General features: G+C 61.9%; 11 protein-coding genes. 4 read left to right on the plus strand and 7 right to left on the minus strand.

Annotation, left to right across the window (positions count from 1 at the left end; genetic code table 11):
• Positions 1 to 253 precede the first annotated feature (253 nt).
• A complete protein-coding gene (hisN, locus tag IP76_RS05180; protein ID WP_054157106.1) occupies positions 254 to 1,030 on the plus strand; it encodes a histidinol-phosphatase in 777 nt (258 codons plus the stop codon).
• A gap of 5 nt (positions 1,031 to 1,035) precedes the next feature.
• Here hisN and IP76_RS05185 read toward each other — a convergent pair whose 3' ends face one another.
• A complete protein-coding gene (locus IP76_RS05185) occupies positions 1,036 to 2,040 on the minus strand; it encodes an alpha/beta hydrolase (protein ID WP_245281389.1) in 1,005 nt (334 codons plus the stop codon).
• A 395-nt stretch (positions 2,041 to 2,435) separates the two neighbouring features.
• Between IP76_RS05185 and IP76_RS05190 the strand changes: the two genes are divergently transcribed.
• Positions 2,436 to 2,906 (plus strand): Hsp20 family protein, encoded by a 471-nt coding sequence (locus IP76_RS05190; RefSeq protein ID WP_054157107.1) that lies wholly within the window; start codon positions 2,436 to 2,438, stop codon positions 2,904 to 2,906.
• A 28-nt stretch (positions 2,907 to 2,934) separates the two neighbouring features.
• On the opposite strand, the gene IP76_RS05195 is transcribed toward IP76_RS05190, so the two are convergent.
• From IP76_RS05195 to IP76_RS05215, 5 genes are all read right to left on the minus strand, one after another.
• Positions 2,935 to 3,492, minus strand: a complete 558-nt coding sequence (locus IP76_RS05195; RefSeq protein WP_054157396.1) for a DoxX family protein — start codon at positions 3,490 to 3,492, stop codon at positions 2,935 to 2,937.
• A 47-nt stretch (positions 3,493 to 3,539) separates the two neighbouring features.
• Entirely contained in the window at positions 3,540 to 4,319 is a 780-nt protein-coding gene (locus IP76_RS05200; protein WP_054157108.1) for a DUF2063 domain-containing protein, read from the minus strand.
• On the minus strand, positions 4,309 to 5,211 hold the full coding sequence (locus IP76_RS05205) for a DUF692 family multinuclear iron-containing protein (protein WP_054157109.1): 903 nt from the start codon (positions 5,209 to 5,211) through the stop codon (positions 4,309 to 4,311). Before IP76_RS05205 ends, IP76_RS05200 begins: the two co-directional genes overlap by 11 nt.
• 120 nt (positions 5,212 to 5,331) lie before the next feature.
• Positions 5,332 to 5,634 (minus strand): DUF2282 domain-containing protein, encoded by a 303-nt coding sequence (locus IP76_RS05210; RefSeq protein ID WP_054157110.1) that lies wholly within the window; start codon positions 5,632 to 5,634, stop codon positions 5,332 to 5,334.
• A 144-nt stretch (positions 5,635 to 5,778) separates the two neighbouring features.
• Positions 5,779 to 6,825: a low specificity L-threonine aldolase gene (locus IP76_RS05215; RefSeq protein ID WP_054157397.1), complete on the minus strand. Its 1,047-nt coding sequence runs from the start codon at positions 6,823 to 6,825 to the stop codon at positions 5,779 to 5,781.
• Positions 6,826 to 7,268: 443 nt separating this feature from the next.
• On the opposite strand from IP76_RS05215, the gene gltB reads away from it, so the two are divergent.
• The gene (gene gltB, locus IP76_RS05220; protein ID WP_054157398.1) at positions 7,269 to 11,957 is read left to right on the plus strand and encodes a glutamate synthase large subunit; all 4,689 of its coding nucleotides are present in this window, start codon (positions 7,269 to 7,271) and stop codon (positions 11,955 to 11,957) included.
• Between the two features lie 87 nt (positions 11,958 to 12,044).
• On the plus strand, positions 12,045 to 13,499 hold the full coding sequence (locus IP76_RS05225) for a glutamate synthase subunit beta (RefSeq protein ID WP_054157111.1): 1,455 nt from the start codon (positions 12,045 to 12,047) through the stop codon (positions 13,497 to 13,499).
• Positions 13,500 to 13,587: 88 nt separating this feature from the next.
• On the opposite strand, the gene IP76_RS05230 is transcribed toward IP76_RS05225, so the two are convergent.
• The gene (locus IP76_RS05230; protein ID WP_054157112.1) at positions 13,588 to 14,811 is read right to left on the minus strand and encodes a GDSL-type esterase/lipase family protein; all 1,224 of its coding nucleotides are present in this window, start codon (positions 14,809 to 14,811) and stop codon (positions 13,588 to 13,590) included.
• Between the last annotated feature and the right edge of the window lie 79 nt (positions 14,812 to 14,890).

The following is a 14,890-nucleotide window of genomic DNA, read 5'->3' on the forward strand; positions in this document are numbered from 1 at the left end:
CGGCTAAGTCTAGGGAGGAAACACCCAAGGAGGGTATTTACAGTCAAAGACTGTATCTGAAACGTACATGCTGCAGCGCATCATTGTCAAGCGGTTCTGGTGTATTTTTGAGCATGCTGAAAAAATACGCATATTTGGCCCTGGGGCGTGCAAGGCAGCGTGCGAAATGCACAGGGCAGGATGGCGAGGGCGGTTTTCTTTCCGTGCGTCTGCCGCTAAGACTGGCGCCGCCCTCAGATGACGGATCGACACCATGCGCCCAGATCGTGATTTCTTCTTCCGCCTCGCCGATGCGGCCAAGGCCGAGACCCTGCCACGCTTTCGCTCGGGGCTGTCCGTCGTCAACAAGGAGGCGGGCGGCTTCGATCCTGTGACAGAAGGCGATCAGGCGGCGGAGGCTGCCATTCGCCGGCTGATCGAAGCGCAGTTCCCCGACCATGGCATTCTCGGCGAAGAGCATGAGAATATCCGCATGGACAGCGACCAGCTTTGGGTGATCGATCCGATCGACGGCACGCGCGCCTTTATTTCGGGTGTTCCTGTCTGGGGAACGCTGATCGGTTTTCAGGAGCGCGGCCGCTCGGTCATGGGCTTGATGGAACAGCCGTTTACCGGCGAGCGCTATTTTGCCGATGGTGAGCGGTCCTGGTATTCCGGCCCTGACGGCGAGCGGCAGAACCATGTGCGCGATTGCGGTGGCATTGAGAATGCAACCCTGTTCACAACGTCACCGCATCTGTTCCAGGGCTGGGAGGTGGAGCGCTTCCAGGCGGTGCAGGATCGGGTGAAGCTCTTCCGCTATGGCGTTGACTGCTATGCCTATTGCCTGCTCGCAGCCGGCCATGTCGATCTCGTCATCGAAACGGTTTTGAAGCCCTATGACGTTGGCGCGCTGATCCCGATCATCGAACAGGCGGGCGGCGTGATCACCACCTGGGACGGCGGGCGTCCGGAAGCCGGCGGTTCGATTATCGCGGCAGGGTCGAAGGCCGTGCATGCCGAGGCGATGGAGATGCTCCGCCGCCGCTGATATCCTCAGGCCTCAAGCGTTGCGTCGTCCTGGTTGGTCTGGTCTTCCGGATCGCCGCCGGGAATGAAGGCGTGAAAGGCTGCCATGGCCTGGTTTCGGTAGCGATCCTGCTCCTGGAGGATCTCGTGGCGGGCACCGGGAACGGGCACGAGTTGGGCGGCGCGGAAATATTGCGCCAGCGATTCCTGGAAGAGATAGGGCACGATCGGGTCATTGCCCGATGCGACGATGACGGTCGGCACCGTGATCGAGGCCAGATGGCGCGGGTCGCGGATTTCATCGATCGTCGTCAAGGCCTCATGCAGCCAGCGCGCCGTTGGCGGACCGAGGGTCAGTTCTGGATGCGTTGCCATCAGGCGCTGGTTTCTGGCGTAACGCTCGGCATCGGATGTCAGCGCATTGCCCTCGAAGGGCTTCAGCGGCTCATCCTTGTTGACGGAGCGCGTGCCGAAACCTGTGATGCTGAACAGGGCCGACAGTCGCTTGATGTTGTCGATCGACATCTTCTGCTTGCCGAGCCCGACAAAGGGGGCGGTCAGCACCATGCGCTCGATCCGGTTGGCCAGCCGTGGAGCGGCCTTCAGCGCGATCAGACCGCCGGTTGAATGGGCCAGCATGTAGAATGGCAGGCGGGTGTCGGGCAGGACCACGTCTTCGAGGAAAATCTCGAGGTCGCGGACATAGTGATCGAACCGGCCGACATGGCCTTTCCGTCCATCCTTCAGCAGGCGCTCCGAGCCGCCCTGGCCGCGAAAATCATAGGTTGCGACCCAGAAGCCGCTGGCCGTGAGGTCGCGGATCGTCTCGAAATACTTCTCGATGGTCTCATTGCGACCGTGGAGCAGGACGACGGTCCCCTTGGAGTTTTGCGTGTCGGCGCGGAAGACCGCATAACGCAGCTTTACCCCGCGATGGCCGGTGAAGTAGCCAGTGCGCGGCGTGCCCGGAATGGGATTGCCGGGAGTCGCGTGAAGTATGGCGCCTGTCGTGTCGTCTGCCATGCCTGTCATGCCTGGTTGCCTGCCGTAAGGTGCCCTGTGAGAGGATTGGGATAGGGCGAGGCGGTGAAAAGGTCAAAGGAAAAGAGCCGGAACCGTCGATGAGGGGGCGGACGGCTCCGGCTGAAGTGCGGCCGGCGCGGAAGAGCGAAAAGCGCCGGTCATCGGGTTTGATTTAACCGATGCCTCTGTCTAGTCCGGACCGGTTGAATGCTGCTTGAACCCAGCGTTCACAGGGAGTTCATCAGCTATGCAGTGCTGGTCGAAAACCGATCTTGAATTCGCCGATCCGATTTCCCACATCGTTGTCACGGATGCCGGAAGGGTCCGTCAGAGCCGCTCGCACATCGCCCCAAGGGATGTGCCGGCGGACTGTCACGCCAACGTCGCTTCTCAGGAGGACACATATGCGTCACGTCGACTTTTCTCCCCTCTACCGCTCCACGGTCGGCTTCGATCGTCTGTTCACCATGCTGGACAGTCTCGGCCAACCGGAAGCCGCCCAGAGCTACCCACCTTATAATATCGAGCGGACGGGCGAGAACCTGTACCGCATCACCATGGCCGTTGCCGGTTTTGACGAAAGCGAACTTTCGATCGAGGCACATGCCCATGTTCTCACCGTCAAGGGTGAGAAGGCCGAGGATGACAAGGTCGAGCAGACCGAATTCCTCTATCGCGGCATCGCCAAGCGCGCCTTTGAGCGCCGCTTCCAGCTGGCCGATCATGTGGAGGTGACGGCCGCATCGCTGAAGAACGGCCTTCTGCACATCGATCTCCTGCGCAATATTCCCGAGGCCATGAAGCCGCGTCGCATCTCGATTGCTGCTGAGCCTGTCGGGACTGCGCCGAAGGCGATCGAGGCGCATGTGAACTGATCAAAGCTCAGGATCTTTGGTCCTGACATCAGGCGGCGGGCGAAAGCCTGCCGCCTTTTTCGTGCATAGCGGTTCGATTTCGGGAGCGTGTCCAAAGCGTGCGAAGGATCTTATCGAGGGAGATGAAGCCTGCGCCCTTCACGGCGAGATAGAGGAGTGGGAAGACCCAGAGCAGGCGCTGATCGAGGATGACGCTGTCGGGGAAGCGGTCGAAAAGTGCGCCGATGGTCGCGGCATCCACCTGGTGGACGAGAATGTCGGTCAGGGTCTGGACGGCAATAAAGGCGATCATTCCAAGGGCGGTGATGCGGGTGAAGAGGCCGGCGACGACGAGCAGCGGCAGGATGAACTCACCGTAGGAACCGGAAATTACCATCGCACCCCAGGGGAAAAAGGAGACCGCCGAGACGTCGCCACTCGCTGCATCCACGGCCGGCAGTGCGATCTGGTAGTAGGCGCCATCGGCAACGGAGAAGGGGCCGTCGAACTTGGTCAGTGCCGAATTCAGGTAGTAGGGCACAAGGACGGCGAGAAAGACGAAGCGCGCGGCAAGACCGAGGAACCAGCCGTCGAGGGCCGCCTCCATGGCCCTGGCGGAGCGGTGATAGAGATCGATTGGAGCGATGGCGAAGGTCACGGCGCGGTCCTTTCGGCGGGAACTTGGAGGGCGGTGAATGCACCGGTCGCTAGGGCTATCTGCAGGAGTGCTGCGATGTCGCCACTGGCTTCCTCTGCGGCCTGGCATGCCGTACCGAGCGGGCTTCCCTTGCTCAGGGCGGAGAAAAAGGCATAGCCGCCTAGCGGCAGGATGTGGACGCCGACATCAAAATGCGGTCGGGCCACGAGCACGTCTTCCGTCCGGTCGGGATCAAGGCCTTCCAGCGAAATGCCGTGCCGGTCGCGTGCGACAATTGTCCCGGCGGCGTAGCGGGTTTGAATGAGCCTGGTTGCCGGATGCGCCATGAAGGCGGTCGCCGCGAGGCTCTCAGGGGGTATGGATGCAAGTGCTGCTGGATCGAGCGGATTTGCGTCGGCTGCGTGGAAGGCGTCGAGCCACAGGCGTTCGATGCGGGCGACGTCGGCCAAGAAGGGGAGGTCAGCGGCAGGCGGAAATGTTGCGAGGAAAGCCGCAAAACTCTCTCCATATTGAAAGAGCAGGGGTGATGTTGGCGGACTGGACGTCCCATAGGCGCGTGCCATGGCCCGGAAAAAGTCTTCGCCGACGAGGTTCTGCACCGTCGGGAAGATCGAGGCCAGGGCATCGACAAGGGATATGCTGACATTGTTGCGATAGACGGCAAAGCGCTTCTGCGGCGGTGTGCCTGCTTTCATGCGCAGGCCATCCGGTAGCGGTTGGTCGGGGGCGAGAAGGGCGGCGGCAAAGGCACCGCTGGAGACGGGGTCAGCGTGCATGGCGACGCTCGCGTGCGGTTATGGTGTGGTTTTCGGCATGGCGCTCGAGGCGGGCATCGGCGCGCAGGGCCTCGCGCTTGAGGATTGGCCAGTCCGGAACGTCATTGTCCCATTCGATAAGCGTCGGCAGCGGCCCGGTTCTGGCCAGCACGAGATCGTAGAGCTTCCACACCTTGTCATCGACGGGCCGGTCGTGGCTGTCGATCAGCAGCGGTAGCCCTTCATCGTCCAGGTCTTCGGCATGGCCGGCAAGGTGGATTTCCTCGACCCGGTCGAGCGGGAAATCCGAGAGATATTCAATGGCGCCGTAGCCGTGATTGGTGGCGGAGACGTGGACATTATTGATGTCCAGCAGCAGGCCGCACCCGGTGCGCTCGGCAATCTGACGAATGAAATCGGTCTCGCGCATGGTTGTTGCTTCGAAGGCGACATAGGTAGAGGGGTTTTCGAGAAGAATGCGCCGACCCAGCCTCTCCTGAACCTGATGGACGTGCTCGCAGACCCGGGAAAGTGTCGCCTCGTCATAAGGGACCGGAAGAAGGTCGTTGAAGAAATGGCTGTCATGGGTCGACCAGGCGAGATGTTCGGAAACCATGGCCGGCTGGTAGCGGTCGGCGACCGCTTTGAGGCGTTCGAGATGGGCCCTATCGAGCCCGGTCGGGCTGCCGATCGACATGCTGACGCCGTGGATCGACAGGGGAAAGTCTTCGCGCATCCGAGTGAGGATGCGGTGCGGGTGTCCGCCGGCACCCATGTAGTTTTCCGCATGAACTTCGAGAAAGCCGATGCGGAAGCTGTCCGCCAGGATTTCGTCTGCATGCTCGGGTTTGAAGCCGGCGCCGGCGCGGGCCGGTAGGCTTGAGCGGCTGGTATGGCCCGGATCGCCGGACATGGCACAATGTATCGAGGCGGGGGCTGACATGGCTAGGCTCCTGACTATCCCAAGGGCAGGTGAAGGCGGCATCCGCGGGGTGTGCCCGCAGATGCCGATTTCGGCTCTGGACCTTTCGGATCAGGCCTTGGGGAGGTCGCGGTCGAGGGCTTCAAGCGAGCCCATGCGGCTGTCAGGAAGGGCCATGGTCATGCAGGTGCCCTTGGCGACGTATTTCCAGGCATTGCCCTGGTAGTCGACCTTGGACGTGCCGGCGCATGTCGTGCCCGGGCCGGCGGCGCAATCGTTCTTGCCGGCGAGCGAGATGCCGAAGCAGCGTTCCTTTTCCTGGGCGACGGCTGGTGCGGACATGAGCGCTGCGCTGCCGATCGCCATGGTAACGGCGGCGGCAAGGGCTGCAGTGTTGAGCGTGGATTTGGTCATGGTCTTCTCCTCGGAGGTTCAATTGGTTGTTCCCGCCGGCCCTTATTGGGGCTGGCAGAAACACCATGATCGGAAGAAGAGCCTTTGAAAAATCAATGTTTTTTGTAGTTTAGTGAGGAGTTCCGAGTGTAAGAAACGATCTTCTCAAACGACTTCCATGAATTGATCGACCTCGTCTGCCGTGGTGGCAAAGCTTGTGACCAGACGGATCAGCGTCTCGTTTTCGTTGAGCAAATGCGGCATTTCGCGGGGCGGCAGCCAATCGTAAAACGTGGCCCCATTTTCCCGCGCGCGGGCTGCTGCCTGCCGGTCGATCACAGCGAAGACCTCATTGGCCTGGGTGTCCCAGGCGAGTCGCGCCGAGTTCTTGGCGGTCAGGCCCTGACGCAGCCTATCGGCCATGGCGTTGGAATGGCGCGCCAGTTCCAGCCAGAGATCGCCCTCAAGGTAGGCTTCAAGCTGGGCGGAGATGAAGCGGGTCTTGGAAAAGAGCTGGGCGGAGCGCTTGCGGATATAGGGCATTTCCTCTGCCATTTCCGGCTTGAAGAAGATGATCGCCTCGGCGCACCAGCAGCCGTTCTTCGTGCCGCCGAAGGAGAGGATGTCGACGCCGCGTTTCCAGGTCATTTCTGCGGGGGAGGCGTTGAGGCCGACAAGTGCATTGGCAAAACGGGCGCCGTCCATATGCAGCGGCAGCTTCTTTTCGCGGGCAATCGCGGCAATCGCGTCCAGTTCGTCGAGCGTATAGACGGTGCCGGCTTCAGTGGCCTGGGTCACGGTGATTGCCATGGGTCGGCCGTGATGCACGGAGGGCACGTCGAAGCGCGAGACGGCGATGTCGAGGGCTTGCGGATCGATCTTGCCATTGTCGCCTTCGACCGGGAACAGGCGCGTGGAGCCGGTGAGAAATTCCGGTGCGCCGCCTTCGTCAGCGTTCACATGCGCGTCGGAGTGACAGAAGGTGACGCCGCCAGCCTTGGCGACGCTTGCCAGCGCCAGCGAGTTGGCCGCCGTGCCGGTCGCGACGAAGAACACCGCCACTTCGCGTTCGAACATGTCGTTGAACTTCGCTTCGATGAGCTTGTCGTGGTCGCTGGTGCCGTATGCAGAGGCGAAGCCGGAGGCAAAGCGGGTGAGGCTTTCAGCGATCCTGGGATGGGCGCCGGACCAGTTGTCGGAAGCGAAGAACATGGCATCATTCCTGAAGATGGGGGGAGGATGCTCGAAGCTTAGGCATTTCTCCAATGGGAGCAATGCGGTCTGCGGCGGAACATGCCGGAAATGATCAGTCCGCAAGAAGTTGTTGATGCGGTCTTTGCCGAAGAAAGGAAATTGCGCCAAGCCCTGTCTGCTGGCAACTTAACGTCGCGGCCCCCGTTAATTTTCCATGCACACCCTTGCATGGACCTCTTGTTTCTGGCATAGGATCACCAGGAATTAGGTCAGAATGACTGACGTAATTTGAAGATCCGGGGCGAAAGTTTTCGGGCGTCAAGCGATGGTCACAGGGTCCTGTCAGGATCTCGGCAGCATCGCTGGCGCCCATCTGCGCCGGGTTCTCGGCAAACAAGCCGGCTAGACCGGCATTAACGGAGGAAAAGGCAATGACGAAGGTCACGTCATCCGAAGAGATCATGCGGTCCACCGCTGTGGATACGGCCGCCGCCGGCCCGGTCGTGCGCGCGGGCCTGCCTCCGAAGCAGGGCCTCTACGATCCGAAGAACGAGCACGATGCCTGCGGTGTCGGCTTCATCGCCCATATGAAGGGTGTGAAGTCCCACCAGATCGTCAGGGACGGCCTGTTCATTCTGGAAAACCTCACCCATCGCGGCGCCGTCGGCGCCGATCCGTTGATGGGCGATGGCGCCGGTATTCTGGTGCAGATCCCGGATCGTTTCTTCCGGGAGGAAATGGCAGCCCAGGGCATTACCCTGCCGAAGGCCGGTGAATATGCCGTCGGTCACTTCTTCTTCCCACAGGATGAAGAGCAGATCGCGCATTTCAAGAAGGTCATTGCCGAAGTCTGTCTTGACGAAGGCCAGCACCTGATCGGTTATCGCGACGTGCCGGTCGACAATTCCTCGCTGTCCAAGGCGCCGGAGATTGCCGCGACCGAGCCGCGCCAGATCCAGGTCTTTATCGGTGCCGGCCGTGATGCCGCGACGCAGGAACAGTTCGAACGTCGCCTGTTCCTGCTGCGCAAGGTCATCTCCAACCGCATCTACGACCAGTATGGCGGTCAGGAAACCGGCTTCTATCCGGTCTCGCTGTCGTCCTCGACGATCGTCTACAAGGGCATGTTCCTCGCTTACCAGGTCGGCGCCTATTACAAGGATCTCGCCGATCCGCGCTTCGAGTCGGCCGTTGCCCTCGTGCACCAGCGTTTCTCGACCAATACCTTCCCGTCGTGGAAGCTCGCGCACCCTTACCGCATGGTTGCCCATAACGGCGAAATCAACACGCTGCGCGGCAACGTCAACTGGATGGCGGCGCGTCAGGCGTCCGTCTCCTCGCCACTCTTCGGCGACGACATTTCTAAGCTCTGGCCGATCTCTTATGAAGGCCAGTCGGATACGGCCTGCTTTGATAACGCGCTCGAATTCCTGCAACGTGGCGGTTACTCGCTGGCGCATGCCGTGATGATGCTGATCCCGGAAGCGTGGTCGGGCAACCAGTCGATGTCGAAGGAGCGCAAGGCGTTCTACGAATATCACGCAGCCCTGATGGAGCCGTGGGATGGTCCTGCCGCCGTCTGCTTCACCGATGGCAAGCAGATCGGTGCCACGCTCGACCGCAATGGTCTGCGTCCGGCTCGCTATCTGGTGACGGACGACGACCGCGTCATTCTCGCATCCGAAGCCGGCACGCTGCCGGTGCCGGAAGAGCGGATCGTCAAGAAGTGGCGCCTGCAGCCGGGCAAGATGCTGCTCATCGACATGGCGGAAGGCCGCATCATTTCCGACGAGGAAGTGAAGTCGTCGCTTGCCGGCAGCCATCCCTACCGCGAATGGCTCGATCGCACCCAGCTCATCCTCGAAGACCTGAAGCCGGTGGAACCCCGCGCGCTGCGTCGTGACGTATCGCTGCTCGATCGCCAGCAGGCGTTCGGCTACACGACCGAGGACACCAAGCTCCTGATGTCGCCAATGGCGACCACGGGCCAGGAAGCGATCGGCTCGATGGGCACCGACACGCCGATTTCGGCTATGTCATCGAAGTCGAAGCTGCTCTACACCTATTTCAAGCAGAACTTCGCGCAGGTGACGAACCCGCCGATCGATCCGATTCGCGAAGAGCTCGTCATGAGCCTCGTCTCGTTCATCGGGCCGCGTCCGAACATTCTCGATCACGAGGGTGCCGCGAATGCCAAGCGCATGGAAGTGCGCCAGCCGATCCTGACCAATGGCGATCTCGAAAAGATCCGCTCCATCGGTCACATGGAAGACCGTTTCGACACCAAGACGCTCGACTTCACCTATGACGTGGAGCGCGGCGCCGAAGGCATGCCGGAAATGCTCGACCGCCTCTGCGAGCGGGCGGAAGCGGCCGTTCGCGGCGGCTACAACATCATCGTGCTGTCCGACCGCCAGATCGGCCCGGATCGTATCGCGATCCCGGCGCTGCTGGCGACAGCTGCCGTGCACCATCACCTGATCCGCAAGGGGCTTCGCACCTCCGTCGGTCTTGTCGTGGAATCGGGTGAGCCGCGCGAAGTGCATCATTTCTGCTGTCTCGCCGGCTTCGGCGCCGAGGCAATCAACCCCTATCTCGCCTTCGACACGTTGCTCGACATGCACAAGCATGGCGAATTCCCGCCGGAAGTATCGGATGATGAAGTCGTCTATCGCTATATCAAGGCGGTGGGTAAGGGCATCCTCAAGGTGATGTCCAAGATGGGCATCTCGACCTACCAGTCCTATTGCGGCGCGCAGATCTTCGATGCGATCGGGCTGTCGTCGGAGCTGGTCGACAAGTATTTCTTCGGGACCGCCACCACGATCGAAGGTGTCGGACTTGCGGAAATCGCCGAAGAGACCGTTGCCCGCCATACCTCGGCCTTCGGCAAGGATCCGGTTCTCGCCAACACGCTCGATATCGGCGGCGAATATGCCTACCGCATGCGCGGCGAAAACCATGCCTGGAGCCCGGACTCCATCGCGTCGCTGCAGCATGCCGTTCGTGGCAACAGCCAGGATCGCTACCGCGAGTTCGCCGAAATGGTGAATGACAGCAATCTGCGGATGAACACCATTCGCGGCCTGTTCAAGATCAAGTCGGCGGATGCGCTCGGCCGCAAGCCAGTGTCCATCGACGATGTCGAGCCCGCGGTTGATATCGTCAAGCGCTTCTCGACCGGCGCCATGTCCTTCGGCTCAATCAGCCGTGAGGCGCATACGACGCTGGCGATTGCGATGAACAAGATCGGCGGCAAGTCGAACACCGGCGAAGGCGGCGAAGAGAGCGATCGTTACCTGCCGCTCGCAGACGGGTCGATGAACCCCGAGCGTTCGGCGATCAAGCAGATCGCGTCTGGCCGTTTTGGCGTGACGACGGAATACCTGGTGAATGCCGACATGCTGCAGATCAAGGTGGCGCAGGGTGCCAAGCCCGGCGAGGGCGGTCAGCTGCCCGGCCACAAGGTCGATGCGACCGTTGCCAAGACCCGGCATTCCACCCCGGGCGTCGGCCTGATCTCGCCACCGCCGCATCACGACATCTATTCGATCGAAGATCTGGCGCAGCTGATCTACGACCTGAAGAACGTCAATCCCGAAGCCGATGTCTCGGTTAAGCTCGTCTCGGAAGTCGGCGTCGGCACGGTTGCCGCCGGTGTTGCCAAGGCACGCGCCGACCATATCACCGTCTCGGGCTTTGATGGCGGCACGGGCGCATCGCCGCTCACCTCGCTGAAGCATGCGGGTTCGCCTTGGGAAATCGGCCTTGCCGAGACCCAGCAGACGCTGGTGCTGAACGGTCTTCGTTCGCGCATCGCGCTGCAGGTCGACGGTGGTCTGAAGACCGGTCGCGACGTCATCATCGGTGCGCTTCTGGGCGCCGACGAATTCGGCTTTGCGACGGCACCGCTGATCGCGGCCGGCTGCATCATGATGCGCAAGTGCCATCTCAACACCTGCCCGGTTGGCGTCGCCACCCAGGATCCGGTCCTGCGCAAGCGCTTCAAGGGTACGCCCGAGCACGTCATCAACTACTTCTTCTTCGTTGCGGAAGAAGTGCGCGAGATCCTCGCTTCGCTTGGCGTGACCAAGCTTGACGAGATCATCGGTGCTTCCGAGCTTCTGGAAAAGGACGAGATGCTGGCGCACTGGAAGGCCAAGGGGCTCGATTTTTCGAAGATCTTCCACAAGGTCGACGCGCCGAAGGCGGCGACCTACTGGACCGAGAAGCAGAGCCATCCGATCATCGACATCCTTGACCGCAAGCTGATCGAAAAGGCCATGCCGGCGCTTGAGGCGAAGCAGCCTGTCGTCTTCGACGTCGACATCAAGAACGTCGACCGGTCTGCGGGTGCCATGCTCTCGGGCGAAGTGGCCAAGCGCTACGGCCATAAGGGCCTGAAGGACGACACGATCCACGTGACGCTGACCGGCACTGCCGGCCAGTCCTTCGGGGCCTTCCTGTCGCGCGGCATTACCTTCGACCTCGTGGGCGATGGCAATGACTATGTCGGCAAGGGGCTTTCGGGTGGCCGCATCGTGGTGCGTCCGCCGGAAAACTCGCGGATCGTGGCGGAGAACTCGATCATCGTCGGCAATACCGTGCTTTACGGCGCGATCTCCGGGGAGTGCTATTTCCGCGGCGTGGCTGGCGAACGGTTTGCTGTGCGCAACTCGGGTGCGATTGCCGTCGTCGAGGGCGTGGGCGACCATGGCTGCGAATACATGACCGGCGGCGTCGTCGTCGTGCTCGGTGAAACCGGCCGCAACTTTGCAGCCGGCATGTCGGGCGGTGTTGCTTACGTGCTCGATGAGAGCGGCGATTTCGCCAAGCGCTGCAACATGGCCATGGTCGAACTCGAGCCGGTTCCGGAAGAGGACGACATGCTGGAGAAGCTGCACCATCACGGCGGCGACCTCATGCACAAGGGCCTTGTTGACGTGTCGGGCGACATGACCCGCCACGACGAAGAGCGCCTCTACCAGCTGATCTCGAACCATCTGCACTACACGGGTTCCAACCGTGCCAAGCAGATCCTCGACAGCTGGGCCGAGTATCGTCCGAAGTTCCGCAAGGTCATGCCGGTCGAGTATCGGCGTGCGCTTGAGGAGATGGAACGCATGCGCATGGGCGTTGCCGCCGAATGATTGCCACCTCGACATCCCGGATGGGCCGGGATGTCGCCGCCCACGGCCCGGCCGTGCAGTTGAAGCTCAGATTAGCAGGACTTTAAAATGGGCAAGGTTACAGGTTTCATGGAAATCGACCGGCAGGTGGCGAAGTATCAGCCGGCCTCCGACCGCATTCGCCATTTCCGCGAATTCACCATCCCGATGTCGGATCCCGAGGTGACCAAGCAGGCGGCGCGCTGCATGGACTGCGGCATTCCCTATTGCCATGGTCCGACCGGCTGTCCGGTGCATAACCAGATCCCGGACTGGAACGACCTCGTCTACAACAACAAGTGGGAGGAGGCGATCCGCAACCTCCATTCCACCAACAACTTCCCGGAATTCACAGGCCGCGTCTGCCCGGCGCCCTGCGAGGAAGCCTGCACGCTGAACCTCGAAGATGCGCCGGTCGCGATCAAGACCGTCGAGCAGGCGATTGCCGACAAGGCCTATGAGCTTGGCTTCATCGTGCCGCAGCCGGCGACGATCCATACCGGCAAGAAGGTGGCGATCATCGGCTCCGGTCCGTCGGGTCTCGCCGCTGCGCAGCAGCTTGGTCGTGCTGGCCATGAAGTCCATGTCTATGAGCGCGAAAGCAAGGCCGGTGGCCTGCTGCGTTACGGTATCCCGGACTTCAAGATGGAGAAGAACTTCATTGACCGCCGCGTCGAGCAGATGACGGGCGAAAACGTGACCTTCCATTACGGCGTCAATGTCGGCGTCGACGTGACCGTCGAGCAGCTGCGGACCGACTACGACGCCGTGCTCTATTGCGGTGGATCGGAAACGCCGCGCGAAGCGGGCATTCCGGGCGTAGAACTCCAGGGCGTTCATGACGCGATGCCCTATCTGGTCCAGCAGAACCGCCGTGTCGGTCGCGAAAACATCGACAGCGTCGGCTGGCCTGCCGATCCGATCCTGGCCGGTGGCAAGCACATCGTCGTGGTTGGCGGTGGTGACACGGCGTCGGACTGTGTCGGTACCGCTTTCCGCCAGGGCGCCGTGAAGGTTACCCAGCTCGACATCCGTCCGCGCCCGCCCCAGACCGAGGATAAGCTCGCCGTCTGGCCGTTCTGGGCAACGAAGATGCGGACCTCGTCCAGTCAGGCCGAGGGCGCCAACCGCGAATTCCAGGTGGCGACACTCGAATTCGTCGGCGAAGACGGTGTGCTGACCGGCGTGAAGTGCTGCCAGGTGGATGACAAGCGCAAGCCGATCCCCGGCACGGAATTCATCATCAAGGCTGATCTCGCCTTCATCGCCATCGGTTTTTCCGGTCCGTTCACCGACAGCGTGCTGAAGGAACTGGACGGCAGCCTGACGCTCAATACCGACCGTCGCGGCTCGACCAATGTCGTGGCCAATGACAAGGACTACAAGACATCCGTCGACAAGCTCTGGGCAGCGGGCGACGTGCGCCGTGGTCAGTCGCTGGTGGTCTGGGCCATCCGTGAGGGCCGTCAGGCGGCGCGCGCGATTGACGAGGCGCTGATGGGTGAAAGCATCTTGCCGCGCTAAGCGTGGCGGTGATGGAATGACAAAGGGGTCGCCGGCGGGCGGCCCCTTTTTTTGTCTTGCAGTGCTGGATGTCTGGCCGCGATGCCGGTCAGGGCGTCGCCGTCTTGCCCTGTGGGGTCGACGCGGCCGGCAGGCGGACATAATCAACGCGGCCCGGCGGTGGATCCGGTAGCTTGCCGGTTTCGACCAGTTGCTCGCGTGGGGTCGAAAAAGCAGACCGGGCCGGTTTAGTGCTGGCCCCCAGCAGTTCCGTCGCGCCGTCGAGTTCCGGGTCGAACAGGTCGATCGGCGGCGTGGTCATCGCCTGGCGCGTCTCGGTTGGGGCAAGCGTTGTGAGGTTCGGCAGGTTGCTGGCGTCAAGGCGGACAAGATCCGGGCTGGTCATGTCACCAAGCAGGCGGCGCAGCGGCTTTTCGGCATAGAAGGCGAGCTTGCGCTTGCCGGAGGCTGTGAAGTTGATGCCGTCGCTGCCGCGCAGACGCACTGGCTGGCCATTGATGTCAGAGCCAGTCACGATAAAGCGACCGTCCTGATCGACGAAGCCATCCCAGACGTCGACGAATTCACCGCCGAGCTTTTCGGCGGTCGTCTGGTAGATCGTGTTGAGCCGCAGTGTGTCTGCCGTCATGCTTGGTGACTGGAAGGCTGTGAGCCCGACCCAGACAAGGGGGATGCGGGCCTGGGTCGCGATCTGACCGAGGGCGGTCGCACGCGCGGCGTAGGCGGCGAACCATTCTTCGGTGCGGAATTCCAGGCGGCCAGTGTCCGTCACCATCTGTTGCCGGTCGTTGGCGCCAATCTGGATGACCACGACGGTCGGTTTGATTTCCCCGATGAGGCGGGGCAGTTCGCCAGCCCAGTCGTGATAATCGGCGCGGACAAGGCCAGAGGAACCGTTGGAGCGGGTCTCGACCACGACGCCCGGGGAATCCTCGAAGGCGATCTTCAGGCCGTCACCGAGCCCGCCTGCGACAAAATCGCCGATGACCAGCACCTTCTTCGCCGTTTCCAGCTTTGCCGGCGGTGGCGGTTTCACCTCGGCCCGTGCAGCCGGCTGGCGGGTCTTGATTGTCGTGACGCTGCGATTTGTTCTTGCACGGGGCTCTGCCTGACGCTGCGAGCGACGGACATCGCGCGGGGGCGGTGCGGGCTGATAGCGGGGTTGGCGATCACCGAAGAAGAGATCCATCAGCGTGCGGCGACGCTCCGGTTGCTGCGCCTCTGCGGCCGGAATAAGCGCGGATAGGGCGATGAGGAGGCCAAGCAGCAGCGCACAGGCGCGGCGCGCCGTTTGCATTGCTTTGCTGTGCATTGGTAAACTCCTCCGCATTGCCCGTCCGGTTGGTTCCGTCCGGTTGGCCTTGGTACAAGCCACTTTAACCCGCGCAGCC

Origin of the sequence: Rhizobium sp. AAP43, assembly GCF_001296045.1 — a bacterium.
In the GTDB taxonomy this organism is placed as follows: domain Bacteria; phylum Pseudomonadota; class Alphaproteobacteria; order Rhizobiales; family Rhizobiaceae; genus Allorhizobium.